At 73.2% G+C, this 23,055-nt stretch carries 24 protein-coding genes; 17 read left to right on the forward strand and 7 right to left on the reverse strand.

Annotated elements, in window-relative coordinates; translation table 11 throughout:
* Window positions 1-6: 6 nt before the first annotated feature.
* On the reverse strand, window positions 7-2,592 hold the full coding sequence (gene lanKC / locus BLS99_RS06070) for a class III lanthionine synthetase LanKC (RefSeq protein WP_091045366.1): 2,586 nt from the start codon (window positions 2,590-2,592) through the stop codon (window positions 7-9).
* Window positions 2,593-2,755: 163 nt separating this feature from the next.
* Between lanKC and BLS99_RS06075 the strand changes: the two genes are divergently transcribed.
* The 3 genes from BLS99_RS06075 (at window position 2,756) to BLS99_RS06085 (ending at window position 5,954) form a co-directional block, all read left to right on the forward strand.
* Window positions 2,756-4,441 (forward strand): DUF2264 domain-containing protein, encoded by a 1,686-nt coding sequence (locus tag BLS99_RS06075; RefSeq protein ID WP_176953225.1) that lies wholly within the window; start codon window positions 2,756-2,758, stop codon window positions 4,439-4,441.
* 114 nt (window positions 4,442-4,555) lie between these two features.
* Window positions 4,556-5,470 carry a sigma-70 family RNA polymerase sigma factor gene (locus BLS99_RS06080; protein WP_176953226.1) on the forward strand — a complete coding sequence of 305 codons (915 nt, stop codon included), beginning with the start codon at window positions 4,556-4,558 and terminating at the stop codon, window positions 5,468-5,470.
* Window positions 5,471-5,597: 127 nt separating this feature from the next.
* A complete protein-coding gene (locus BLS99_RS06085) occupies window positions 5,598-5,954 on the forward strand; it encodes a DoxX family protein (protein WP_091045412.1) in 357 nt (118 codons plus the stop codon).
* Between the two features lie 199 nt (window positions 5,955-6,153).
* On the opposite strand, the gene BLS99_RS06090 is transcribed toward BLS99_RS06085, so the two are convergent.
* On the reverse strand, window positions 6,154-6,903 hold the full coding sequence (locus BLS99_RS06090; RefSeq protein ID WP_218126311.1) for a TetR/AcrR family transcriptional regulator: 750 nt from the start codon (window positions 6,901-6,903) through the stop codon (window positions 6,154-6,156).
* Between the two features lie 87 nt (window positions 6,904-6,990).
* Here BLS99_RS06090 and BLS99_RS06095 point away from each other — a divergent pair, with 87 nt between their 5' ends.
* Entirely contained in the window at window positions 6,991-7,659 is a 669-nt protein-coding gene (locus BLS99_RS06095; RefSeq protein ID WP_091045416.1) for an SRPBCC family protein, read from the forward strand.
* Between the two features lie 36 nt (window positions 7,660-7,695).
* On the opposite strand, the gene BLS99_RS06100 is transcribed toward BLS99_RS06095, so the two are convergent.
* Complete coding sequence (locus BLS99_RS06100) at window positions 7,696-8,265, reverse strand: TetR/AcrR family transcriptional regulator (RefSeq protein ID WP_091045419.1); 570 nt, start codon at window positions 8,263-8,265, stop codon at window positions 7,696-7,698.
* 101 nt (window positions 8,266-8,366) lie between these two features.
* On the opposite strand from BLS99_RS06100, the gene BLS99_RS06105 reads away from it, so the two are divergent.
* A complete protein-coding gene (locus BLS99_RS06105) occupies window positions 8,367-9,572 on the forward strand; it encodes an MFS transporter (protein ID WP_091045423.1) in 1,206 nt (401 codons plus the stop codon).
* 112 nt (window positions 9,573-9,684) lie between these two features.
* Here the strand turns inward: BLS99_RS06105 and BLS99_RS06110 are convergent, their stop codons facing one another.
* Window positions 9,685-10,650: an alpha/beta fold hydrolase gene (locus BLS99_RS06110; protein ID WP_091045426.1), complete on the reverse strand. Its 966-nt coding sequence runs from the start codon at window positions 10,648-10,650 to the stop codon at window positions 9,685-9,687.
* A gap of 84 nt (window positions 10,651-10,734) precedes the next feature.
* On the opposite strand from BLS99_RS06110, the gene BLS99_RS06115 reads away from it, so the two are divergent.
* From BLS99_RS06115 to BLS99_RS06135, 5 genes are all read left to right on the forward strand, one after another.
* Window positions 10,735-11,394 (forward strand): TetR/AcrR family transcriptional regulator, encoded by a 660-nt coding sequence (locus BLS99_RS06115; RefSeq protein ID WP_091045428.1) that lies wholly within the window; start codon window positions 10,735-10,737, stop codon window positions 11,392-11,394.
* Window positions 11,395-11,622: 228 nt separating this feature from the next.
* Window positions 11,623-12,078, forward strand: a complete 456-nt coding sequence (locus tag BLS99_RS06120) for a hypothetical protein (protein WP_091045430.1) — start codon at window positions 11,623-11,625, stop codon at window positions 12,076-12,078.
* A 230-nt stretch (window positions 12,079-12,308) separates the two neighbouring features.
* Entirely contained in the window at window positions 12,309-12,938 is a 630-nt protein-coding gene (locus tag BLS99_RS06125) for a ClpP family protease (protein WP_091045433.1), read from the forward strand.
* On the forward strand, window positions 12,935-13,522 hold the full coding sequence (locus BLS99_RS06130; protein WP_091045435.1) for a ClpP family protease: 588 nt from the start codon (window positions 12,935-12,937) through the stop codon (window positions 13,520-13,522). The genes BLS99_RS06125 and BLS99_RS06130 overlap by 4 nt, the downstream gene beginning before the upstream one ends.
* 39 nt (window positions 13,523-13,561) lie before the next feature.
* Entirely contained in the window at window positions 13,562-14,233 is a 672-nt protein-coding gene (locus BLS99_RS06135; protein WP_091045440.1) for a GOLPH3/VPS74 family protein, read from the forward strand.
* Between the two features lie 33 nt (window positions 14,234-14,266).
* Here BLS99_RS06135 and BLS99_RS06140 read toward each other — a convergent pair whose 3' ends face one another.
* Window positions 14,267-14,656: a helix-turn-helix domain-containing protein gene (locus BLS99_RS06140; protein ID WP_091045444.1), complete on the reverse strand. Its 390-nt coding sequence runs from the start codon at window positions 14,654-14,656 to the stop codon at window positions 14,267-14,269.
* Between the two features lie 191 nt (window positions 14,657-14,847).
* Between BLS99_RS06140 and BLS99_RS06145 the strand changes: the two genes are divergently transcribed.
* The 3 genes from BLS99_RS06145 to BLS99_RS06155 are packed head-to-tail and all read left to right on the forward strand — an operon-like array spanning window position 14,848 to window position 18,335.
* A complete protein-coding gene (locus BLS99_RS06145; protein ID WP_091045447.1) occupies window positions 14,848-15,060 on the forward strand; it encodes a heavy-metal-associated domain-containing protein in 213 nt (70 codons plus the stop codon).
* Complete coding sequence (locus tag BLS99_RS06150; RefSeq protein WP_091045452.1) at window positions 15,057-16,031, forward strand: heavy metal-binding domain-containing protein; 975 nt, start codon at window positions 15,057-15,059, stop codon at window positions 16,029-16,031. Before BLS99_RS06145 ends, BLS99_RS06150 begins: the two co-directional genes overlap by 4 nt.
* A 60-nt stretch (window positions 16,032-16,091) precedes the next feature.
* Window positions 16,092-18,335 carry a heavy metal translocating P-type ATPase gene (locus BLS99_RS06155; protein ID WP_091045455.1) on the forward strand — a complete coding sequence of 748 codons (2,244 nt, stop codon included), beginning with the start codon at window positions 16,092-16,094 and terminating at the stop codon, window positions 18,333-18,335.
* Between the two features lie 53 nt (window positions 18,336-18,388).
* Here BLS99_RS06155 and BLS99_RS06160 read toward each other — a convergent pair whose 3' ends face one another.
* Together BLS99_RS06160 and BLS99_RS06165 are read right to left on the reverse strand one after the other, a co-directional pair.
* The gene (locus BLS99_RS06160) at window positions 18,389-19,234 is read right to left on the reverse strand and encodes an SRPBCC family protein (protein WP_091045458.1); all 846 of its coding nucleotides are present in this window, start codon (window positions 19,232-19,234) and stop codon (window positions 18,389-18,391) included.
* Window positions 19,231-19,605, reverse strand: a complete 375-nt coding sequence (locus tag BLS99_RS06165) for an ArsR/SmtB family transcription factor (protein WP_245712170.1) — start codon at window positions 19,603-19,605, stop codon at window positions 19,231-19,233. Before BLS99_RS06165 ends, BLS99_RS06160 begins: the two co-directional genes overlap by 4 nt.
* A gap of 161 nt (window positions 19,606-19,766) precedes the next feature.
* On the opposite strand from BLS99_RS06165, the gene BLS99_RS06170 reads away from it, so the two are divergent.
* From BLS99_RS06170 to BLS99_RS06185, 4 genes are all read left to right on the forward strand, one after another.
* Window positions 19,767-20,084: a DUF3817 domain-containing protein gene (locus BLS99_RS06170; protein WP_091045461.1), complete on the forward strand. Its 318-nt coding sequence runs from the start codon at window positions 19,767-19,769 to the stop codon at window positions 20,082-20,084.
* 185 nt (window positions 20,085-20,269) lie between these two features.
* Window positions 20,270-21,283, forward strand: a complete 1,014-nt coding sequence (locus BLS99_RS06175) for a LacI family DNA-binding transcriptional regulator (protein WP_091045465.1) — start codon at window positions 20,270-20,272, stop codon at window positions 21,281-21,283.
* Complete coding sequence (locus tag BLS99_RS06180) at window positions 21,280-22,200, forward strand: carbohydrate ABC transporter permease (RefSeq protein WP_091045469.1); 921 nt, start codon at window positions 21,280-21,282, stop codon at window positions 22,198-22,200. Before BLS99_RS06175 ends, BLS99_RS06180 begins: the two co-directional genes overlap by 4 nt.
* The gene (locus tag BLS99_RS06185) at window positions 22,197-23,039 is read left to right on the forward strand and encodes a carbohydrate ABC transporter permease (protein ID WP_218126312.1); all 843 of its coding nucleotides are present in this window, start codon (window positions 22,197-22,199) and stop codon (window positions 23,037-23,039) included. Before BLS99_RS06180 ends, BLS99_RS06185 begins: the two co-directional genes overlap by 4 nt.
* Window positions 23,040-23,055 lie beyond the last annotated feature (16 nt).

A 23,055-nucleotide genomic window follows, 5' to 3' on the forward strand; every position in this document is an offset into this window, starting at 1 on the left:
CGTAGGTCACCGGGAGGTGATCTTTTCGACCCGCGCGGGAGGCGCGGGCGTTCGAGGGGCGGTCGCGCCGGGGATCAAGGGAAGCCCGGGCCCGCCGTGCAGGGCGCCGAGGGCGAGCAGGACGCCCGCGCCTCCGGTCGCCAGGTCCATGGAGAGGCGCAGCAGCCCGGTCCCGGGGAACGCCATGCCGCCGCCGTACGGCAGCGCGTGCCACGCCAGCGCCGCGGCCTGCCGGCGCACCAGCGGGTCCGCGGCGGGCTCGGGCGTGCGCGAGGCCAGGTAGAGGAGGATGCCCGCGCGGCCGGTCGACAGGCCGGGCAGGATGTACATCGGGGAGGCCGCGGTGACCGCGATCCCCGCGGACGCCTCCGCGAAGTCCGCGTCGGCGCGGCGCGCGGCGTACATGTCGAGGACCAGGCCGATGCCGACGCTCCCCGCGTCGAGGTACGGCATGGTCCGCCAGCCCTCGTTGACCTCGCGGGACCCGTTGTCGCGCACGACGGTGCGCCGCAGGTCCGCCCGCAGCGCCGCCGCCGCGGCGTCGAGGTACCCGGCGTCGCCGGTGGCGTCGGCGGCGCGCATGAACAGCACGGCGCGGCCCGCGCCGCCGCGCATCAGGCCCGCCCACGGCTCGCGTCCGCCGCTGACGGCGGCGGTGCCGGTCTCGGCCGCGAGCCGGTCGGCGGCGATCGCCGCGCAGCGCAGGCCCGCCTCGGTCAGGTCCGCTTCGTCATGGGCCGCACCGAGGTGCAGCAGGCCCAGGCCGATGCCGGCGATGCCGCCGGACAGGTCGCCGCCGAGCGTCTCCCAGTCCTCGCGGAGCACGATGTCGGCGATGTCGAGCGCGTCCTGCGCGTACCCGAAGCGGTCCAGGGTGAACGCCGCGCCGAGGAGCCCGTCGTAGAGGCCCAGCCGTGTTCCCGCGGCCGGGTGGACCGCGCGGTCGCGCAGCCACGCCTCGTACTCCACGAACCGGCCCGCGCCCGCCGCGTCGAGCGCATACAGGACCCCGGCCGCGCCGAAGGACAGGCCCAGGCCGCCGGACTCGAACTGCTCGACGTCGCCGGGGAACAGCCGGTCGGTCCGCTCGGGGGTCGCGCTGGCGGTGACGGCCGCGGCGATCGCGTCCCGCACGCCCGGCCACGAGGCGGGGTCGGGGTCGATGCGGGGCGGCTCGTACGCGAAGGACGCCGGGGCGATGCGGTCGAGCGCGTCGTCGAACCAGGCGGCGGGGACGGGGAAGTGCCCGGTGATGATCTCGGTGAAGTGGCGGGCCTTGAGCCGGTGGAGGCCCAGGAGGTTCGTCATCGGCAGGAACAGCGCGAGCTTCATGCACGCCAGGGAGTACCGGTCCGCCTCGGCGCCGGCCATCGAGCGCGGGGCGGCGAAGCCCTGGTTGCCGAGCCCGGCGCGCCGCTCGGAGTCGACCGGCCCGGCCACCTCGAAGTCGAGCAGGCACGGGCTCCCGTCGGGCCGGACCATGACGTTGAACAGGTGCAGGTCGCCGTAGGCGACGCCGCGCTCGTGGACGGCCGCGACGATCGCGTCCAGGCGCTCGTACAGCCCGCGCGCCCAGTCGCTGAACACCGCGTAGTCCTCGGGCGCCGCGGTGGCGTCGATGAGCGGGTAGCGGGTGACGACGGCCTTGCTGAGGACCTCGCCCTCGATGTACTCCATCGCCATGAACCGGTGCTCGCCGAGCCAGAACAGGTCGTACACCTCCGGCACGCCGGGGACGCCCGCGAGGAGCGAGAGGACCTCGTGCTCGCGTTCGACGCGCCGCACCGCGTCCTCGCCCCACGCGTCGAGCCCGGCGTGGGGGCGCCCCTCCTTGAGCACGACCTGGCGGCCGTCCTCGTGCCGGGCGAGGTAGATGCCGCCGCCGTTGGAGAAGTGCAGCACCCTCTCGATCGCGTAGGGGATGTCGGTGACGGTGACCGCGTTGCGCGCCTTCAGGTGCGGTTCCAGGAACCCGGGGAGCTCGACCCAGTCGGGGACGTGGAACACGGGGTCGCGGCGGTCGGCGACGAGGTTGCCCTCGCCGTCCTCCAGGGCCGGGACGACCGCGCCGGTCGCGTCGGTGGTGAAGCGGTTCGCGAAGGCCCCGTAGCGGACGTGCAGGGGGCCGGTGCCCCAGCGCAGGTCGCTGAGGATGTACGGCCCGGGGGCGCCGTCGAGTTCGGCGCCGAGCTCGGTGAGGATGCGCTCGCACTCGGCGTCGTCGGCGGGGTAGACGGTGACGAGCTTCCCGGAGAACCCGCGCGGCGCGTACTTCGACACCCGCGCCCGGAACGCGCCGGGGGAGCGCAGGAACTTGAACTGGATGCCGCGCGGCACGCAGTAGTCCCACACCGCCTCCAGGACCCGCTCGGCGCCGTCGAGGCTCGCGGAGGCGTGGATCTTCCAGCCCTGGAGCGGCAGGACCGCCCCCTCGCGCCGGACGGTCAGCCAGTCGTCCTTGGCCGTGCACCGCCACGCCTCGGGGAGGTCGCGGCCCGCGACCGCGAACGAAGCGCCGGCCGTCGCCTCCGAGTGCATCGCGTCGTAGAACGACGGGTCCGCCATGCAGAACGCCTCGTACCGATCGCCCATGCGTGCCCTCCAGATCCGGCGCCGTTTGCGACGCCCACTCATATTGCGGTCCGCGGTCACGCAGAGCCACCCCGCTTTCACACGATTCGGGCCGTGAATAACCCACGGCCCGATACCCCGGCGGGGTTGCGGCGCAGGCCCGGCGTTGATAGCGTCTGCCAGCGTGACGTCTCCGCACCGCACGTTCGGACCACTGGACCAGAGCCACGCAGGATGGGGCGCCGCCGCGCTCGCGATCGGCCGCCCGGCGGTGGAGCTGGCCGCACGCGGCCCCGGTGCCATGCCGGTCACCATGTCCAACCACTCGCACCGCGAGAACTGGTTCGAACTGCTCACCCGCCCCCTCTGGGGCCTCGCCCCCGCCAAGGACCACGTCCCCGACGCCGTCTGGGCGCCCCTCGCCGCCGCCCTCGCCCGCGCCCTCGACCCCGACGACGACTGGTACGTCGGGGCCGGCGCCGGCCAGCGCAGCGTCGAGGCCGCCGCCGTCGGCTGGGGCCTCGCCACCGCCCCCGAGAAGCTCTGGGAGCCCTTGGAGCCCAAGGCGAAGGACAAGGCCGCGGCCTGGCTCTCGGCCGCCTACACGGCCGAGGTCGCCGACACCAACTGGCACTACTTCCCGGTCTTCGCCGGCCACGGCCTCAAGCGGATCGGCGTCAAGCACGACCCCGCCGTCGCCGCCGCGCACCTGGACCGCATGGGGGAGTTCCTGCTCGGCGACTCGGTCTTCGAGGACGGCTTCGGCGGGCGCGTCGACTACTACAACCCCTTCGCGTTCCACACCTACGCGCTGCTCCACTCCCGACTCTCCGGCGACGACCGGTTCGTGGAGAACGCGGTGGCGTTCGCCCGCCGCTTCGGCTCCTGGTTCGCCGCCGACGGCGCCGCCGTCCCCTATGGACGGAGCCTGGGGTACCGGTTCGCGCAGGCGTCGCTGTGGGGCGCGCTGGCCGCCGCCGACGTGGAGGCCGTCCCGTGGGGCGAGGCCGCCGGGTACGCGCGCCGCCACCTCGACTGGTGGTGGCGCCGGCCCATGCTCGACACCGAGGGGCGCCTGACCGTCGGCTACTCCTACCCCAACGACGCGGTCGTGGAGCAGTACCTCACCGCCGGGTCCCCGTGGTGGGCCACGAAGGTCTTCACCGGGCTCCTCGCCGGACCCGGCCATCCCTTCTGGACCGCCGAGGAGACCGTCCCCGGCCCGGTCGTGGAGGCGCACAAGGCCGCGCGGGCCGTCCACGTGCGCGACCGCGCCGGACACGTCACCCGCCTCAACGGCCAGGCGTGGCACCCGTGGGCGCGCAACGGCCAGGCGTCGTACGGCAAGTTCGCGTACTCCTCGCTCGCCGCGTTCTCCCACACCACGCCCGGCCCCGGCCTGGAGGCGGCCGTCCCCGACGGCGCCCTGCTCCTGTCCGAGGACGGCCGGCACTGGCGGGGCCGCGAGGACTCCGACGAGGGCACCATCGACGAGAACGGCGTCCTCACCGTCGAGTGGCAGCCGTGGGACGACGTGTCGATCACGACCTCCCTCGAAGCGGCCGTGGACGGCTGGCACGCGCGCGTGCACGTCGTCGACACCGCCCGGACCCTCCACACCGGCGAGGGCGGCTGGTGCGTCCCCAAGTCCGGGCACGTCGCCCAGGTCGGCGAGGCGCAGGCCGCCGTCACCAGCCAGGGCCTGCGCTCGGAGATCATCGACTCCGGGACCGGCCGCGAGGCGTCCCTCATCGAGCCGATGCCCGGCACGCACCTGTACTGGCCCGCGACCGTCCTGCCGGTGCTCCGGGGCATCCTCGAACCGGGCAAGTACGTCCTGAAGTCCCTCATCTACGTCGGGACCGAGTGACCCGGCCCCGCCCGGGGCTGTGCCTTCGGTCATAGCGGGCCCCCGGGTGTCACATCCGGGGCCCCCGCACCGCTCTCAGATCGGCGACACCACCCGCCGATCGAGGAGGCGCACATGGAACCCGAGGCGCAGACGCCCACCGCGGTCTTCACCGAGCACCGCGAGCTGCTGTTCGGCATCGTCTACGCGATGCTCGGCACCGTCGCCGACACCGAGGACGTGCTCCAGGAGACCTGGCTGTCCTGGGAGGCGCGCTCGCACGGCTCGCCGATCGGGCACCCGCGCGCCTACCTGGTGCGCGTCGCGGTCAACGCCGCCATCGCCCGGCAGGCCGCGATCCGGCGCCGCCGCGAGACCTACATCGGGCCGTGGTTGCCCGAACCCCTCGCCTCCGCGCCCGACCCGATCGGGGACCGCGCCGCCCGCGAGGGCGACGGCGCCGACCGGGTCCTGCTGGTCGAGTCGGTCTCCCTGGCGCTCATGGTGGTCCTGGAGTCGCTGACCCCGGCCGAGCGCGCCGTGTTCGTCCTCGCCGACGTCTTCGGCTACGGCCACAACGAGATCGCCGCGATGCTCGACCGCACCCCGGCCGCGGTCCGCCAGACCGCGCACCGCGCCCGCGCGCACGTCCAGGCCCGGCGGCCCAAGTACGCGGTCGACCCGGCCGTCCACCGGCAGGTCACCGAGCGGTTCATGGCCGCCGTCTCCGGCGGCGACCTCGACGCCCTCATCGGCCTCATGGCCCCCGACGTGGAGCTGACCTGCGACGGCGGCGGGCTCGCCCCCGCGGCCGGGCCCCGGCCCATGCACGGCCCCGAGCGCATCGCCGCGTTCCTGGTCGGACGGGTCTTCCGCCGCGGGGAAGGGCTCGCGATCGGCTTCCGGCCCGTCAACGGCTCCCCGTCGGCCCTCATGGTCCGCGACGGCGCCACGGTGGGCGTCCTCATGCTCGACCTGCGCCCCGAGGACGGGGCCGTCACCGGCGTCTACGCCGTCACCAACCCCGAGAAGCTCACCCGGCTGCGGTAGCGGCCCGCCCGCGCCCGCCGCCCTCCGGGCCGCGGGCGGGACCGGCCCTGCCCGCATCCGGCCCGGCCGCCGCACCGCCGGCGGCCCGCCTCACTTAGTTCACCCGACCACCGCAAGGAGCACTCCCATGTCCACCCTGTACCTCGTCCTGGTCCTCGTCGGCGGCCTCGCCAACCTCGGATCGGGGATCGGCGCCATCGTCCGCCTCAAGGTCATCCTGCCGCTCATGGACGGCGCGCACGTGCCGCAGTCGATGCTCGTCTTCCCCATCGGCGTCCTCAAGGTCCTCGGCGGCGCCGGCCTCCTCGCCGGCCTCGCCGGCCTCCCACTGCTCGGCACCGCGGCCGCCGCCGGACTGGTCCTGTTCTGGACCTGCGCCGTCCACACCCACGTCCTGGCGAACTTCTGGCCGAAGGAGACCTTCGGGACCTTCACCTTCCTCGGCCTCGCCGTCGCCACCCTCGCCCTCGATCTCGCCATGTGAGACCAGGCGAGTCGCGGTCCGGCCCCGCGAGGTCCGCCCCGCGAATCCAGCCATCTGCGACAGAACGATATCGACTCTGACCCGGGCGTCCGCCTCCTCGGCGGGCGCCCGGGCCGTCGAGAAAACCCCGCCCGAGGCGAATCGAGTGACGATCCGACCAGGCGGGCCGGGGGACCGCCCCCGGCTCCGGCCCGGGGCTTCAGGCGCGCTGCGCGATGAGGTCGCCGATCCCGACGAGGAGCCGTTCGAGCCCGAACTCGAACGAGGAGTCGTGGTCGGCGTCCCCCTCGCGCCGGGCCTCCTCGGCCACCCGGTGGGCGGTCGGGAACCGCGCCGGGTCGAGCACCAGGTGCAGGAACGGCTCGTGCTCCCGCCAGAACCGCTGCTCGGTGCGGCCGTCGCGCTCGTCGTCGCGGGCCTGGCTCTGGAACCGGGCCGCGCCGTAGACGAAGCTCGTCAGCGACATCACCGCCGCGTTCATCTCCGCCGCCCGCAGGCCCGTCCCCTCCAGGGCGGCCAGGTCGCGGTCGTACTTCGCGGCCACCCCCGGCCCGAACGCGGGCCGCGCGGCCGGCAGCTCCAGCAGCCACGGGTGCCGCAGGTACCGGTCCCGGTCCTGCCGCGCGACGGCCGCGCACCGCTCGCGCCAGCCGCTGCCGGACACCTCGCCGGCGTCGGCGAACACGCGGTCGAGCATGAGCGCGTTCAGCTCCTGCTTGCCCGGCACGTGCGTGTACAGCGACATCGTGCCCACGCCCAGCCGCTCGGCGACGCTGCGCATCGTCACCGCGCCGATCCCCTCGGCGTCGGCCAGCGCCACCGCCGCCTCCACGATCGCGTCCACGGTCAGCCCGCTCCCGCGGCTCGGACGCTCGGCGGTCCGCCACAGCAGCGGCAGCAGCGCGCCGGGACCGGGCCATCGTCGTTCGGGCGTACGTTGCGAAGTCACGCGCCGATTCTAGTGCCGCCCCGATCCCGCTTGCGCGAACTCTAGCGTACCTTGTACGGTACGACGTACGACAACGAAGGGAGCGCCATGAGCGCCATCAGGATCCTGCGCTGGAGCGAGCACGGCCGATCCGTCCTCGCCCTCACCCCCGGCCCCGTGCCGGGCCTCGCCGAGGAGCCCGCCCCCGCGGGACTCGACCTGCCCGGCGCCGCCGGCATCGCCGTCCTCGACGACCCGGACGGCTGGCTCGACACCGGGGCCGCGCCGCTCGGCGCCGCCCTTTACACCGGACCCGGACTCGACGCCCTCCTCGACGCCGTCGCCGACGGGCGCACCGACGCGCACGCGCCCACCCAGGCCGCGGGGGAGATCCGCATCGACGCCGACCCGCACACCGTGTGGTCGGTCCTCGCCGACGTCGCGAGCTGGCCGCACGTGCGCGGCGACGTCCACAGCGTCGAATCGGACGGCCCGGCCCGCCCCGGCGGCGCCTTCACCTGGAGCGCCGGACCGAACCGGATCGCCTCCACGTTCGCCGCCGTCGAACCCGGACGGCTCCTCACCTACGCGAGCACCAGCGCCGGCGCGCACTTCACGCACGTCTACCGCACCGCGCCCGCCGCGGACGGGACCCTCCTGTCCTGCGAGGAGACCCTGGCCGGGCCCGTCATCGCCGCGCTCGTCCCCAGCGCCGCCCTGCAAGCGGGCGTGGACACCTGGCTCGCGGGCGTCAAGGCCGTCGCCGAAGCGCGCTGAGCCGCGCCGCGGCGGGACGGGCGTCCCGCCGCGGCCCTACGGCTCCGGGTCGAGGCCCGCGACGATCGCGCGGACCGTCGCGGCCACCAGGCCCCGGTCGAGCGGGGCGCCCTCGATGACGCGCTGGATCGGCCATCCCTCGATGAGCACGTCGAGCGCCATGCAGACCCGCTCGGGGAAATGGAGGTGCAGGCTCTCGCGGGAGCGGTGGAGCCAGTCGCGGGCGATCGCCATGACCTGCGGATGGTGGTTCGCGTACCCGTACAGCTCGAAGATGAGCGTCATCTCCCGCGAGGTCCCGTACTCGGGCCCGCACACGAGCTCGACCACCGCCGCCTCCGCCTCGGCGCGCGTCCGCGCCCGCGCCAGCGAGTCCCGGTAGTGCTCGGACATGGTGTCGGCGAGGCGCGCGAACGCCTGGAACAGCAGGTCGTCGAGCCCCGCGAAGTAGTACGTGAGCGATCCGAGCGGCACCCCGGCCCGGGCCGCGACGCGGCGGTGCGTGGTCCTGTGGATGCCCGACTCGGCGACGACGTCGAGCACGGCGTCGAGGATGCGCGCCTTGCGTCCGGGGTCGTTGGGGACCTCGCGCCGTGTTCCGCCCATGTGACCAATCTGCCATAGCCCGCGCGGCGCCCCGATCCGAGACGCCCCCGCAAGTGTGTACGGTTGTACAGACTCGTGCCGCCGTCCTGAGAAGGCCCCCCGTGCCCGCTTCCCCCACCGCCCGCAGGAACGCCCTGTCCGCGCTCTTCTTCCTGCCCGGCATCACCATCTCCTCGTGGGTCACCCGGACCCCGGACGTGCGCGACCTCGTCGGCGCCTCCACCGCCCAGATGGGCCTCATCCTCTTCGGGCTCTCCGTCGGCTCGATGACCGGCATCCTCGCCGCCGGACCGCTCGTCTCCCGGTGGGGGACCAGGCCGGTCATGATCGCCGGGACCCTCGCCATGGCGTTCGGCGCGGCCGTCATCGGCACCGGCGCCCACCTGGGCTCCGGGCTCGTCGTCGCGATCGGCCTGGGCCTCTTCGGCTTCGGCATGGGCGGCGGCGAGGTCTCCTTCAACATCGAAGGCGCCGAGATCGAACGCGAACTCGGCCGCTCCACGATGCCGCTCATGCACGGCTTCTTCAGCCTCGGCACCGTCGTCGGCGCCACCGCCGGGATGGTGCTCACCGCCCTCGCCTTCCCCGTCTCCCTCCACCTGTGGACCGCCGCCGCGATCGCGGTCGCCGCACTGGCCGTCGCGATCCGGCCCGTCCCCGCGGGCGTGGGGAAGCGCACCGCGGCCGACACCGCCGTGGACGCGCCGCGCGCCGCCGTCTGGAAGGACTCGCGGCTCCTGCTCATCGGAGGCGTCATCCTCGCGCTGGCCATGGCCGAAGGCACCGCGAACGACTGGCTCCCGCTGGTCATGGTCGACGGCTACGGCATGGACGCCGCCCTCGGCTCCGGGATCTTCGCCGCCTTCGCCGCCGCGATGACCATCGGGCGGTTCCTCGGCGGCCGGCTCGTGGACCGCTTCGGCCGCGCCGCGGTCCTGTGCGCGTGCGCGCTCGTCAGCGGGGTCGGCATGGCCCTGGTCGTCTTCGCGGACAACCAGATCGTCGCGGGCGCCGCCGCGATCCTGTGGGGCCTGGGCGCCTCACTCGGGTTCCCGGTCGCCATCTCGGCCGCCGGCGACTCCGGCCCGAACACCGCCGCCCGCGTCTCCCTCGCCGCGACCATCGGCTACGTGGCCTTCCTCGTCGGCCCGCCCGCCCTGGGCTTCCTCGGCGAGCACTACGGCCTGCGCACGGCCCTCATCGCCGTCCTGGTCCTCGTCCTCGCCTCGGCCTTCATCACCCCGGCCGCCCGCAGGCCCGCGGCCCGCATCGAAGGCGCACCCGAGGAACCCGCCGAAGCCCGCTGAGCCCCGCCACGACCGGGCCGAACCGCCGGGGCGGCAGGTGCGCCCCAGCGCCCCGGGATCCGCTCCGGCCCGATCCCACCGGCGAACCGCTGGTGGAGGTCGCGGTCCCGGCTCAGGTTCGGACGGCCTTGTCGGCGTTGGCCCTCACCTCCTCCGCGTAGACCTCGTGCATCGGTGCGGGGATGTCGTGGCCGACGCCCGGCGTCACCACGAGGCGGGCGCCGGCGATGGCCCCGGCGAGGTCGCGGGCGCCCGCGGTGCGCAGGAGCTGGTCGCCGTCGCCGTGGAGGACCACGGTGGGGACCGCGATCGCGTGGAGCTTCGGACCCGACCAGTGGGCGCCGTGCTGGCGGCCCATCGAGTTGGTATCCCTGACCGAACCGGAGACGTCCTTCTCGATGCGCGACAGCGCTTCGGCCTCGTCGAACGCATAACCCGGCGAGGCCAGGGCCCGCGAGACCGCGAGCCCCATCGCCAGGTCGCCCTCGCGGGTCTCGGGGTAGCGGAGGCGCGCCATCTTCGCGACGGTGCCGAAGCGGATGCGGCGCAGCAGCTTCCACGGGCCCGCATCGGAGGACACCGAGGCGGAGAGGGCCAGGCTGCGGACCCGGCCGGGATGGCGCAGGGCGATCCGCTGGGCGCGCAGGCCCCCGTTCGAGTGCCCGAACAGGTGCGCCGAGGACCAGCCCACCGCGTCGAGCACCGCGACGGCGTCGTCCGCCACGTCCTCGCCCGTGTAGGCCGGGGCCTCCTTGCGGAAGAGGGCCGCCACCGGATGCGCCGGCGAGGCCGGGAAGTGCGTGGACTGCCCTGAGTCGCGGTTGTCGAAGGCCACCACGTGGAAGCCGCGGTCGATCAGGGCCCTGACGAGTCCGTCCGGCCACCAGAACCTGGTCACCGCCGACCCCATCACCAGCAGGAGCGGATCGCCCCCCTCGCCGCCCAAGTCCTCGTAGGCGATGCGGACCTCGCCGTTCCGCGCGTATCCGGTGGGGGCGAGGTGCGGTTCGACCGGCTCGGCTCGAGGCTCGGTCTGCGTCCGGCGCTCGGTCGGGGGCTGGGGCTGCTCTCGGTCCATGGTTCCTCCAGGTTCGGAGTTCGCGAACAGTGTTCCCGAAGTCTAGCCTTCGGGTACAGTGTTCGCAAACGACCGAGGAGTGACGTGGCCGACTACGACGAACCGATCTGGCTCCGGCCCGAGCGGGCCGCCACCGGCCGCCCCGCGGTGCGCAGCCGCCCCGAGATCACCGCCGCCGCACTGGCGGTCGCCGACCGCGGCGGACTGGAGACGGTCTCGATGCGCAACGTGGCGGCGGAGCTGGGCACCGGCGGCGCCTCGCTCTACCGGTACGTGTCCGGGCGCGACGACCTCCTCGACCTCATGGTCGACGCGACCGCCGCCGACATCGCCCTCCCGCCCCCCACCGGCGACCCGGTCGCCGACCTCGTCGCCGTCGCCGAGGGCCTGTACGCGGTCATGGCCCGCCACCCCTGGCTGCCCGAACTCGTCCTCACCCGCCCCTCACTGGGCCCCAACGGCATCGAGGTCCTGGACCATGTCCTGGCCGTCCTCGCCGACCACCCCGGCGACGGCCGGTCGAAGCTGGAGGTCTTCGCCCTCCTCAACGCCGTCACCGCGACCTTCGCCCTCAACGAGCGCGCCGCCGGGACCCGGCCCGCCCACGCCGCCGCCTACCTCGCCCACGTCGCGGCCGAAGGCGACCGCCCCCGCATCGCGGCACTCCTGGGCGACCTCACCACCTCAGACGACGACCACCGGCCGCGGGCGCTGGCGAAACTCCTCTCCGGACTCCTGGCCTGACACCCCGCGGACCGGGACTGGTCCGGCGCGCGCGACACCCCGGGTCGGCCGGTTCTCGAATACGCCCGTTCCGGGGACCGGGTTCCGGGCATTCGGGGTGAAATAGCAGTTCAGGCACGGTCTGCGGCCCTCAGGGCGGGTGTGACGCCGTCGCTCCGCACGCGCACGTGGCGAGGTAGATAACGGGCGGAGCGCGGCGACGGGGGCCGGGCCGGATACCGTTCATACATGACCTATCGATACCTCACCGACGCCCACGCCGAAGCGGTCCTCCAATCGACCTATCCCCAGGCGACGCAGCTGCCTGCGCTGTCGGAGCTGCTCGGGAGCGACCTGCGGTGGGACCAGCCGGCGCGGACGCTCGTCTTCATGGCCGAATGCTGGATCGAGGGCACCGGCTACGGGCAGCGGCTCCACACCTGCGCGGCGCGCAACATCAACAGCGACAAGGACCTCGCGGTGGAGTTCTCCCGCGCGGCCCGCAAGGGCGACCCCGAGCTCGTGGCCGCCGCGGCCGACGAGGTCCTCACCATGGTCGCCGAGGGTGTCAGCGCCGCCGACAACGCCGCGGCCGAGGCCGCGATCGGCGCGATGCTCCACGGCGGCCTGACCGAGTCCCCGTCCCGCAAGCCCATGTTCACGGCCCTGCGCACCCAGTGGACGGCCCGCACGCCCGCGTCCTGATCCGCGCCGAGGCGCGGGCCGGCCGGACACTGGTGGTGGCCCGACCGGCCCGCTCGCACAGAACACGCACCGGAACGTCGGCCATGACGCGGTTCGGGCGAAAAATCCCGCACCCATGCGGGCGCGCCGCCGCGGAGCTCCCTGCCGGACCTCCGCGGCGCTGCTGAGAGCGGATCCGCCCAGGGCGGATCCGGTTGCGGGGGAGGAGCACCCCCGCGCACCGTTGAGCCATGAGCGAAGACAACAGGCCGCAGCAGTTCTCCGAACGCGTGCGGCGGGAGCTGTACCAGCAGCGGGTGCTCGTCCTCGACGGCGTGCTCGACGACGACAACGGGACCCTGCTCGCGACGCAGATGCTGTCGCTGGCCATCGACGACCCCGCGAGCGACATCTCGCTGTGGATCCACTCCCCGGGCGGCTCCGTCCCGGCGATGCTCGCGATCCGCGACACCATGCGCCTCGTGCCGTGCGACGTCGCCACGCTCGCACTCGGGATCGCGTGCAGCGCGGGCCAGTTCCTGCTCTCGGCCGGGACCAGGGGCAAGCGCCGGGCGCTGCCCCACGCCAGGATCCTCATGCACCAGGGCTCGTCCGGGATCGGCGGCGCCGCCGTCGACATCGAACTCCAGGCCAACGACCTGCGCTACACCAGGGACACCGTGCTCCGGCTGACCGCCGAGGACACCGGCCAGGCCGTGGAGCGGATCTTCGACGACTCCCTGCGCGACCGCTGGTACAGCGCCGAGGAGGCGCGCGAGTACGGGTTCGTCGACGCGATCGTGACGTCGTTCGACGAGATCGCCCCCAAGGAGCGGCCGGGCATCGGCCTGCGGGTCCGGGCCGAAGGAGGAGCGCGATGAGCAGCTACATGATCCCCAACGTCATCGTCGACCAGGGACGCGGCGAGCGCGTCATGGACGTCTACTCGCACCTGCTCAGCGAGCGGGTCATCTACCTCGGCACCGCCGTCGACGCCGGCGTCGCCAACGCCCTGGTCGCGCAGCTCCTGCACCTGGAGGCGATCAACACCGACAAGGACATCAACCTCTACATCAACTGCGAGGGCGGCGACCCCAGCGCGATGCTCGCGGTCTACGACACGATGCGCTACATCAAGCCGCAGATCGCGACCACCTGCATCGGCCAGGCCGTGGCCGTCGGCGCGGTGCTCCTGGCGGCCGGGGCCGAGGGGAAGCGGTCGGCCCTGCCGCACGCGCGGATCGTCCTCGACCAGCCCGCGGCCCAGGGCCGCGGCACGATCCCCGACCTCATCATCCAGGCCGACGAGGTCGTGCGAGTCCGCGACGGCATCGAGCGGATCCTCTCGCGCCACACCGGCCAGACCGTCGAGGCGCTGCGCGTCGACACCGACCGGGACCGCGTCTTCACCGCCGAGGCCGCCAAGGACTACGGCCTCATCGACAACATCCTGGAGACCCAGTAGGAAGGTTCGCGCGGGCCCGGATTCGCATACACTCTGCCGATGCTCATCGTTGAAGACCTCCTCCTGCTCCTGCTCGACGACGAGAAGGGGTACATCGCCGGCGAAGGCACGCTGTACTACCCGCTGGGCGGCGCGGTCCTCATGGACCTCGCGCTCGCCGGGGACGTGCGCTTCGAGGAGCAGCAGAGCGCGTGGAGCACCGCGAAGGTCCACGCCGTGGAGGGCGCCGCGCCGCAGGACCCGCTGCTCGCGGACGCGTACGCGGCGATCGCGCCGAAGCCGCGCGCCGTGCAGGACCTGCTCGTCCGGATCGGCACGAAGCTCCGCGAGACCGTCGCCGACCGGCTCGTGGACAAGGGCCTGGTGCGGCGGGACACGAAGAAGGTGCTCGGCCTGTTCCGCTCCACCACCTGGCCCGCCGCCGACGCCCGGCACGAGGGCGAGCTGCGCGAGCGGCTCAAGGCCGTGCTCGTGGGCGGCGAGGAGCCCGACCCGCGCACCGGCGCGATCATCGCGCTCCTGGCCGCCAGCGGCAGCATGCACCAGGTCCTGAAGTACGACGAGCTCAAGTGGACCGCCCTGGAGCAGCGGGCCGGCGAGATCGTCGCGGGCCAGTGGGCGGCCGAGGCGGTGCGGAACGCGATCGCCGCGACGAACGCCGCCATCGCGGCGGTCGCGACCACGGTCGTCATCACCACCGTGACCAGCTAGGAGGAGGCCCGGGACCGGTCCCGGGCCTCCCGGTCAGGCCGCCAGCGCGTACGCCGCCCGGCACACCGGGCCGGACGGGGGCGCCGCGCGGTCGGCGACCGCGCGCTCGATCTCGATCACACTGCGGTCCAGGAGGATGCGTTCGGCGACCTGGAGGGCCAGGTCGCCGAGGGTCGTGTCGAGGGCGCCGGCGACGGCGGCGATCATCTCGCTCGACGGCTCCTTGATCCCGCGCTCCATCTCGGAGAGGTACTGCGGGGAGATCCCCGCGCGGTCGGCGGTCTCGCTCAGGGTCTCGCCGCGCTCGCGCCGGGCGGACCGGAGCCGTTCGCCGAGGGCGTCGCGCCACAGGGGCTCGCGCGGGGCGCGGCTCGGTCGGGTCGCCTCGGGCGCGTCGACCGGGTTCGGGGAAGTCTCAGCCATGCCCCACGGTAAGCCGCGGCCCCGCGAGGTTTCCACCCGTTACGCCCACGGCGGAATCGGCGGGCGTTTCCGCGCGTCGCGGGCCCGGCGCGAAAAAGTGGGACCCGACTGTTGACTCGATACCCCTAGGGGGTATAAATTCAGATCAAGGAGATACCCTCCAGGGGTATGATCGAGCGAGAGGAACCGCCATGAGCGTCATCGAGTACCAGGTCACCGGCATGACGTGCGGCCACTGCGAGATGTCCGTGCGCGAAGAGGTCGGCAAGATCGGCCCCGTCACGCAGATCGACGTCAGCGCCGCCACCGGCCGGCTCGTCGTCACCGCCGCCGGGCAGATCGACGACGCCGCGGTCATCGCCGCCGTCGACGAGGCCGGCTACGAGGCGGTGCGCGCCGCATGAACACCCCCGTCCGACTGAGCGCCTTCGGCCTCGGACTCGCCGCGCTGTTCGGGGGCGCCTACGCGGTCGCCGCCGTGGCCGTCCCCGACAGCGCCGTCGAAGACCGACTGGCCGACACCGAACCCGAACACGACATGGACATGGAGACGGACATGGAAGACCACGGCGGCCACGCGGCCGACCCGGTGCGCGGCCTCTCGATCGAGCAGGACGGCTACCTCATGAGCGAGGTCGCCGCCCCCGCCCAGACCGGCACCGACGGCGTCCTCGCCTTCGGCATCACCGCACCCGACGGCACCCCCCTCACCGAGTACACCGAGTCCCACGAGAAGCAGCTCCACCTCATCGTCGTCCGCGCCGACGGCGCCGAGTTCCGGCACGTCCACCCCGAGTTCGACGGCGAGACCTGGTCCCTGCCCTGGTCCTGGGCCCAGCCCGGCACCTACCGCGTCTTCGCCGACTTCGTCCCCGGCGACGCCGCCGAGGAACTCGACGTGACGCTCTCGCAGACCGTCGAGGTCGCCGGCGACTACGCGCCCCGCGCCGACAACCCGATCACCCGCACCGCCAGTGTCGACGGCTTCGAGGTCACCCTCGCCGGCGACCTCGCCACGGGCACCACCACCGAACTCACCGTCGAGGTCACCCGCGACGGCGAGCCCGTCACCGCCCTGGAGCCCTACCTCGGCGCCTGGGGCCACCTCGTCGCCCTCCGCGAAGGCGACCTCGGCTACCTGCACGTCCACCCCGAAGGCGACGACCCCGTGCCCGGCACCACCTCCGGCCCCGCCATCACCTTCGCCACCGCCGCGCCCACCGAGGGCACGTACCTCCTCTACCTGGACTTCCAGGTCGACGGCCAGGTCCACACCGCGGCCTTCGTCCTCGACACCGACGGCACCGCGCCCGCCGCGCCGACCGAGTCCGCGACCCCGCACGGCCACGACGGCACCGACGCCCACGACGACTGAGCTTCCGACGACCGCGCCCCCAACGACCGAGCGAACACCGAGCAGAAGAAAGGCAGACCCATGGCATCGGCCCCCGCCGCCGCGAACCGCATCGAACTCGAGATCGGCGGCATGACCTGCGCCTCCTGCGCCATGCGGATCGAGAAGAAGCTCAACAGGCTCGACGGCGTGACCGCCAGCGTCAACTACGCCACCGAGAAGGCCCGCATCGACGCCCCCGCCGGCATCGACCCCGCCGAGCTCATCGCCGTCGTCGAGAAGACCGGCTACACCGCCGCCCTCCCCGCGGCCCCCGAACCCGAGGCCGCCCCCGAGGACCGCCCCGACCACGAACTCGACTCCCTGCGCGACCGCCTCATCGCCTCGATCGTCCTGTCGGTCCCGGTCATCGCCATGTCGATGGCCCCGGCCCTCCAGTTCGACTACTGGCAGTGGCTCTCGCTCGCGCTGGCCTGGCCGGTCATCGCGTGGGCGGCCTGGCCGTTCCACAAGGCCGCCTGGACCAACCTGCGCCACGGCGCGGCCACGATGGACACGCTGGTGTCCGTCGGCACGCTCGCCGCGTTCGCCTGGTCGGTGTACGCCCTGTTCTGGGGGACGGCCGGCGAGATCGGCATGACCCACCCGTTCGAGTTCAAGGTCGAACCCAACGACGGCGCCGGGAACCTCTACTTCGAGGTCGCCGCGGGCGTCACGATGTTCCTGCTGGCCGGGCGCTACTTCGAGAAGCGCTCGAAGCGCCGGGCCGGCGCGGCCCTGCGGGCCCTGCTGGAGATGGGCGCCAAGGACGTCGCGGTCCTGCGCGGCGGCGCCGAGACCCGCGTCCCGATCGCGCAGCTCGCGGTCGGCGACGAGTTCGTGGTCCGCCCGGGGGAGAAGATCGCCGCCGACGGCGTGATCGTCTCGGGCACCTCCGCGATCGACGCCTCCATGCTCACCGGCGAGTCGGTGCCCGTGGAGGCCGGCGAGGGCGACGCGGTCACCGGCGCCACCGTCAACGCCGGCGGCCGCCTGGTCGTCCGCGCCACCCGCGTCGGCGCCGACACCCAGCTCGCCCAGATGGCCCGCCTCGTCGAGGAGGCCCAGTCCGGGAAGGCCGAGGTCCAGCGCCTCGCCGACCGCGTCTCGGGGTTCTTCGTGCCGGTGGTCATCGCGATCGCGGTCGGCACCCTCGGGTTCTGGCTCGGCGCCGGCTTCCCGGCCGCCGCGGCCTTCACCGCCGCCGTCGCGGTCCTCATCATCGCCTGCCCGTGCGCCCTCGGCCTCGCCACGCCGACCGCGCTGCTGGTCGGCACCGGCCGCGGCGCCCAGATGGGCGTCCTCATCAAGGGCCCGGAGGTCCTGGAGTCCACCCGCAAAGTGGACACGATCGTGCTCGACAAGACCGGCACCGTCACCACCGGGAAGATGACCCTCGTGGACGTCCTCCCCGCGGAGGGCGTCGACCGGGCCGAGCTGCTGCGGCTCGCCGGTGCGATCGAGCACGCCTCGGAGCACCCGGTGGCGCAGGCGATCGCGAAGGGCGCCGCCGCTGACGGGCCGCTGCCCGCGGTCGAGGACTTCCAGAACGTCGAGGGCAAGGGCGTCCAAGGCGTCGTCGACGGCCACTACGTGGTCGTGGGCCGCGAGTCCCTGCTCCGGGACTGGACCCTCGACCTCGACCCGGCGCTCGCCGAGGCCAAGGCCGAGGCCGAGCGCGGCGGCAAGACCGCGGTGGCCGTGGCCTGGGACGGTGAGGCCCGCGGGGTCCTGGTCGTCGCCGACACCGTCAAGCCGACCAGCCGCGAGGCGGTCGCCCAGTTCAAGGCCCTCGGGCTGACGCCGGTCCTGCTGACCGGCGACAACCGGGCCGTCGCCGAGCGCATCGCGGCCGAGGTCGGGATCGACGAGGTGATCGCCGAAGTGCTCCCCGAGGACAAGGTCGCGGCCGTGACCCGGCTCCAGGAGCAGGGCAAGACCGTCGCCATGGTCGGCGACGGCGTCAACGACGCCGCCGCGCTCGCCAAGGCCGACCTCGGCCTGGCGATGGGCACCGGCACCGACGTCGCCATCGAGGCGGCCGACCTGACGCTCGTCCGCGGCGACCTGCGCGGTGCGGCGGACGCGATCCGGCTCGCGCGGCGCACCCTCGGCACCATCAAGGGCAACCTGTTCTGGGCCTTCGCCTACAACGTCGCGGCGATCCCGCTCGCGGCCCTGGGCCTGCTCAACCCGATGCTCGCCGGGGCGGCCATGGCCTTCTCGAGCGTGTTCGTGGTCGGCAACAGCCTGCGGCTGCGCTCGTTCAAGAGCCGCGCGCTGTAAGCACAGACGAGGAGGGCTCCCGCCGGAACCGGCGGGAGCCCTCCTCGCGTCTGCTACGCGTCGAGCTTCGCGGCCTCGGCGGCGACGCGGGCGATCGCGCCGTCGCCCCACTGCTCCACCGCGGCGTCCAGCTCGGCCGGGTCGGTGCCGGCGACCTCCAGGAACAGGCGGGCGCCGTGGCCGGTGCCCTCCCCGAAGCGCAGCCGGACCTCCTCGCCCGGCTCGTCCGCGGCCACCGCGAACGCGAAGGACTTCGGCTCGTCGCACTCGACCACCACGCCGAGCAGCACTGCGGTCGCCTGCGGGGCCCGGAACTCCTCGCCCGGACCGGGCGCCGCCCCCGGGCCGCCGAAGAACAGGTCCCAGGCCGCCTGCGCCGGGCACGTCAACTGCCGCTCGAACGACGCCGTCCAACCGTCCGCCGTGGTCGTGACCTGCGGCCGGTCGAGCCCGAACCGCGACGCCAGCTCCTCGTGCCGCGCGACCCCGCGCCCGGCCTCGCCCGGCTTCCGGTCGGCCAGCACCTCCGCGAGCGCGCCCATGCACAGCTCCCAGCCGGCCGCGAAGCTCGCCGCCCCCGGCTTGTCGTCGAAGCCGTGGACCAGCGTGAACAGGGTCCCGTCGCCGTCCTCGGCCAGTGTGAACTCCAGCTTGTCGTCGCCCCACGTGAACGCGAGGAACCGCGGCGGGTCGGCCTCCAGGACCTCGCCCGTGCCCCCTTCGCCGAAGTCGGCCTTCCCGCCCGCGCGCAGCTCGAGGTCGGCGCCGAACGGGAACCACTGCGCGAGGTGCTCCTGCTCGGTCACCGCGCGCCAGACGCGGTCGATCGGGTGGTCGTAGCGGCGCTCGACCTTCACGGCCGGCCGGTCGCGGTCGGTGAGCAGTTCGGTGTCGGTCATCGGTCCTTCTCCTCGTCGGTTGCGGTCTCCGTTGCAGGGGCTGCTGCGGCGTCCTCTTCGGCCGCCATGGCGTCCAGGCGGTCTCCCAGCCGGTCGAGCCGCGACTCCCACATCCAGCGGTACGGCTCCAGCCACCGGTCGACCTCGCGCAGCGGCTCGGGCCGCAGTTCGTACCAGCGTCGCTGCGCCTCCGCGCGGACGCTGACGAACCCCGAATCCCGCAGCACCCGCAGGTGCTTCGACGCGAGCGGCTGGCTCAGCCCCAGGCCCTCGGCCAGCTCGCCGACGGTCCGCGGCCCCTCGCGGAGCCGTTCGACGATCGCCTGCCGGACCGGCAGCGCCAGCACCTCGAAGATCGAGGACACCACCATTGCATACTCCTTCGGTTATATAACGCTTCATTCATACACCGAGGCGGGCCGGTCCGTCAAGCAAGCCCGCGTGGCCTGGGGCGCAGGCGCGCTCCGCACCGGGGTCCGCGCGGGCGGCCGGTGCTAGGTTCGGCGCGGAAACACTCTGAAAGGAGCCCGCGGTGGCCAAGAACCCCGTCTTCCTGTACCGGATGCTCACCCTCGCCGAAGGCTGGTCCTTCGTGCTCCTCCTCGTCCTCGGCTCGGGCCTGAGCCGCGTCTCCGACATCGACCTGGTCATGCCGCTCGGCTCCCTCCACGGCGCCCTGTTCGTGCTGCTGTGCGGCTCCACCCTCCTCGTGCGCCGCCGCCTCGGCTGGGGCTTCGGGACCACGCTCCTCGCGCTCGTGTGCGCCGTCGTGCCGCTCGCGCCGTTCTGGTTCCACCACCGCAAGCGCGAGGACTTCCTCCGCGCCGAGGCCGCCGCCCAGCCCGCCTAGGACCCGCGCTTCCGCAACGCGCTCCCGGACTCCTCCGGGGGCGCGTTCTCGCGTCTTCACCTGCGAACCCGCCCGCCCGCCAGGAAACTGTTGTGACTCGTGTTGCGATCCGAAATTCCTCTGATATCGTTCTTGGAAACGTTCTTAAGAACGTTCCCAAACCCCTCCTATCTGCAGGGATGAGGATGGCTGAGACACCGAAGTCCAACCTCCAGCTCGTGGCCGCCAAGGCCGGCGTGTCCGTGTCCTCCGTGTCGCGGGTCCTCAACGGCGGCTCCGCCAGCGAAGACCTCGCGCGCAAGGTCCGCGAGGCCGCCGCCGAGCTCGGATACGTCCCCCACGCCAGCGCCCGCACCATGCGCACCGGGCGCACCGACCAGATCACCCTCGCCGTCGCCGACGTCGGCAACCCCGTCTACGTGCAGATGATGCGCACCGTGACCGGGATCGTCGCCAAGGCCGGGTACCGGCTCGTCGTCTCCTCCACCGGCAGCGACCCCGCCTCCCAGATCGACCTCGTCACCAGCCTCAACCGCGGCTACGCCGACGGGCTCCTCATGAGCCCGCTGCGCATCACCGAGGACCTCGTCGAGGCCATGAAGTCGAGCCGCCTCCCGATCGTCGTCATCGGCACCCTCCCCGCCGACGTCGAACTCGACAACGTGCGCGCCGACTCCGCCACCGGCATCGGCCTCGCCGTCGAGCACCTGGTCGCCCAGGGCCGGCGCCGGATCGCGCTCGTCAACGGCCCGGTCGACACCGTCCCCGGCTCCGCCCGCCTCGCCGGCTACCTCGCGGCGATCGAGCGGTACGGGCTCCCCACCTCCTCCGAACTCCAGGTCACCGCGACCGCGTTCACCTACCGGGCCGGGCGCAAGGCCACCGCCGCACTCCTCGGCCAGGCCAGCCCCGACGCGATCATCGGCGCCAACGACCTCCTCGCCGTCGCCGCGCTCAAGGAGCTCGCCGCCGCCGGGGTCCGCGTCCCCCGGGACACGGCGGTCGTCGGCATGGACGACACCGACGCCGCCGAACTCGCCACGCCCTCGCTGACCTCGGTGGACCTCGGCTCGGCCAAGCGCGCCAAGGCCGCCGCGAAGCTCCTCATCCGCCGCATCCAGGAACCCGACGCCCCCGTCAGCCGCATCGTGATCCCCCCGGCGCTCTCGATCCGCGAATCCACCGGAGGCCCGGCATGACCGCGCTCGCCGCACCCGCATCACCCCGGGCGCCCAAGCGGCGCAAGAGCACCGAGGGCCGCGACGCGTGGCTCCTGGTCCTGCCCGCGCTCCTGCCGGTCATGCTCTTCAGCGTCTACCCGCTCGTGTACGGCGTCCTCCTCGGCTTCACCGACGCCGAGGCCGGGCTCAACGCGGAGACGCACTTCAACGGGTTCGACAACTACACCGCGCTCGCCGGCAACGAGCTGTTCTGGAACTCGTTCAAGATCGGCCTCATCTGGGCCTTCGCGGTGACGATCCTCCAGTTCCTGGCCTCGCTCGGGCTCGCGCTGCTGCTCAACCTCGACCTGCGCCTGCGCTGGCTCGCCCGCACGCTCGCGCTCATCCCGTGGGCGATGCCGCCGGTCATCATCGCGATCATGTGGCAGCTCATGCTCAACCCGAACTACGGGCCCGTCAACCGCACGCTCGCCTCGCTGGGCCTGCCGTCCTCGATCAACTGGCTCGGCGAGTCGGCGATCGCGCTCCCGGTGGTCATCGTGGTCGGCGTGTGGGCGGGGATGCCGCAGACCACGGTCACGCTCCTGGCCGGGCTCCAGTCGGTGCCCGCCGAGCTGAACGAGGCCGCCGCGATCGACGGCGCGAGCACCTGGCGCCGGTTCTGGCACGTGACGCTGCCGGCGCTGCGCCCGATCATCACCGCGATCACCACGCTCGACCTGATCTGGAACTTCAACTCGTTCGCGCTCGTGTTCGTCCTGACCGCGGGCGGCCCGGGCGGGACCACGATGCTGCCGAGCCTGTTCGCCTACAACGAGGCGTTCCGGTACGGCAACTTCGGCTACGCCGCCGCGATGGGCAACGTCATGGTCGTCCTCATCGGCGCCTTCCTGATCCTGTACCTGCGCGCTCAGATGCGGAGCCGGAACTCATGACCCGATCCATGCGCAACCCCGTCGCCCGCCCGCTCCAGTACCTGGCGCTCCTGGCGTACATGTGCTTCCTGGCGTTCCCGCTGGTCTTCCTGCTCACGACCGCGTTCAAGACCGACCGCGAGATCCGCTCGCCCGACCCGTCGTTCCTGCCGCGGTCGCTCAACTTCGACAACTTCACCGCCGCGATCGAGCGCGCCGACCTGTTCCAGGCCGCCGCCAACAGCCTGCTCACGGCGGTCACCACCACGGTGATCGTCACGGCCGTCTCGCTCCCGGCGGCCTACGCCCTGGTCCGGTTCCGCACCAGGCTGCGGGCCGTCGCCACCGGGTGGATCCTGCTCTCGCAGGTCTTCCCGTTCATCCTCATCATCATCCCGCTGTTCCTGCTGCTCAAGGACATCGGCCTGGTGAACACGCTGCTGGGCCTGGTCCTGGTGTACGCCGTCTGGGCGCTCCCCTTCGCGCTGTGGATGCTCCAGGGCTACGTCTCGGCGATCCCGGTCGAACTCGAAGAGGCCAGCGCCGTCGACGGCGCCGGCCGGTTCAAGACCCTCGTGAAGATCGTCCTGCCGCTCCTCGCGCCCGGCCTGGTCGCGACCAGCCTGTTCACCTTCATCAACTCCTGGAACGAGTTCTTCTTCGCGCTCGTGCTCATCCAGGACCCGGACATGCAGACCCTGCCGCTCGCCCTCGCCCGCTTCGTGGGCGCCGAGGGGCAGGTCCAACTCGGGCCGCTGGCCGCCGCCGCGCTCATCGCGTGCGTCCCCAGCCTCGTGTTCTTCATGCTCATCCAGAAACGGCTCACCGCCGGACTCCTCAGCGGCGCGGTCAAAGGCTGACCGGGCCGACCACTAT

It is taken from the genome of Glycomyces sambucus (assembly GCF_900102815.1).
In the GTDB taxonomy this organism is placed as follows: domain Bacteria; phylum Actinomycetota; class Actinomycetes; order Mycobacteriales; family Micromonosporaceae; genus Glycomyces; species Glycomyces sambucus.

Excerpts from the sequence above, each read along its gene's own strand:
- BLS99_RS06175 (WP_091045465.1), top strand. The coding sequence starts at position 20,270 with ATGGCTGAGACACCGAAGTCCAACCTCCAGCTCGTGGCCGCCAAGGCC.
- BLS99_RS06135 (WP_091045440.1), top strand. The coding sequence starts at position 13,562 with ATGCTCATCGTTGAAGACCTCCTCCTGCTCCTGCTCGACGACGAGAAG.
- BLS99_RS06125 (WP_091045433.1), top strand. The coding sequence starts at position 12,309 with ATGAGCGAAGACAACAGGCCGCAGCAGTTCTCCGAACGCGTGCGGCGG.
- BLS99_RS06165 (WP_245712170.1), bottom strand. The coding sequence starts at position 19,605 with ATGGTGGTGTCCTCGATCTTCGAGGTGCTGGCGCTGCCGGTCCGGCAG.
- BLS99_RS06155 (WP_091045455.1), top strand. The coding sequence starts at position 16,092 with ATGGCATCGGCCCCCGCCGCCGCGAACCGCATCGAACTCGAGATCGGC.
- BLS99_RS06145 (WP_091045447.1), top strand. The coding sequence starts at position 14,848 with ATGAGCGTCATCGAGTACCAGGTCACCGGCATGACGTGCGGCCACTGC.
- BLS99_RS06180 (WP_091045469.1), top strand. The coding sequence starts at position 21,280 with ATGACCGCGCTCGCCGCACCCGCATCACCCCGGGCGCCCAAGCGGCGC.
- lanKC (WP_091045366.1), bottom strand. The coding sequence starts at position 2,592 with ATGGGCGATCGGTACGAGGCGTTCTGCATGGCGGACCCGTCGTTCTAC.
- BLS99_RS06140 (WP_091045444.1), bottom strand. The coding sequence starts at position 14,656 with ATGGCTGAGACTTCCCCGAACCCGGTCGACGCGCCCGAGGCGACCCGA.
- BLS99_RS06100 (WP_091045419.1), bottom strand. The coding sequence starts at position 8,265 with ATGGGCGGAACACGGCGCGAGGTCCCCAACGACCCCGGACGCAAGGCG.
- BLS99_RS06130 (WP_091045435.1), top strand. The coding sequence starts at position 12,935 with ATGAGCAGCTACATGATCCCCAACGTCATCGTCGACCAGGGACGCGGC.
- BLS99_RS06080 (WP_176953226.1), top strand. The coding sequence starts at position 4,556 with ATGGAACCCGAGGCGCAGACGCCCACCGCGGTCTTCACCGAGCACCGC.
- BLS99_RS06120 (WP_091045430.1), top strand. The coding sequence starts at position 11,623 with ATGACCTATCGATACCTCACCGACGCCCACGCCGAAGCGGTCCTCCAA.
- BLS99_RS06185 (WP_218126312.1), top strand. The coding sequence starts at position 22,197 with ATGACCCGATCCATGCGCAACCCCGTCGCCCGCCCGCTCCAGTACCTG.
- BLS99_RS06150 (WP_091045452.1), top strand. The coding sequence starts at position 15,057 with ATGAACACCCCCGTCCGACTGAGCGCCTTCGGCCTCGGACTCGCCGCG.
- BLS99_RS06095 (WP_091045416.1), top strand. The coding sequence starts at position 6,991 with ATGAGCGCCATCAGGATCCTGCGCTGGAGCGAGCACGGCCGATCCGTC.
- BLS99_RS06160 (WP_091045458.1), bottom strand. The coding sequence starts at position 19,234 with ATGACCGACACCGAACTGCTCACCGACCGCGACCGGCCGGCCGTGAAG.
- BLS99_RS06085 (WP_091045412.1), top strand. The coding sequence starts at position 5,598 with ATGTCCACCCTGTACCTCGTCCTGGTCCTCGTCGGCGGCCTCGCCAAC.
- BLS99_RS06110 (WP_091045426.1), bottom strand. The coding sequence starts at position 10,650 with ATGGACCGAGAGCAGCCCCAGCCCCCGACCGAGCGCCGGACGCAGACC.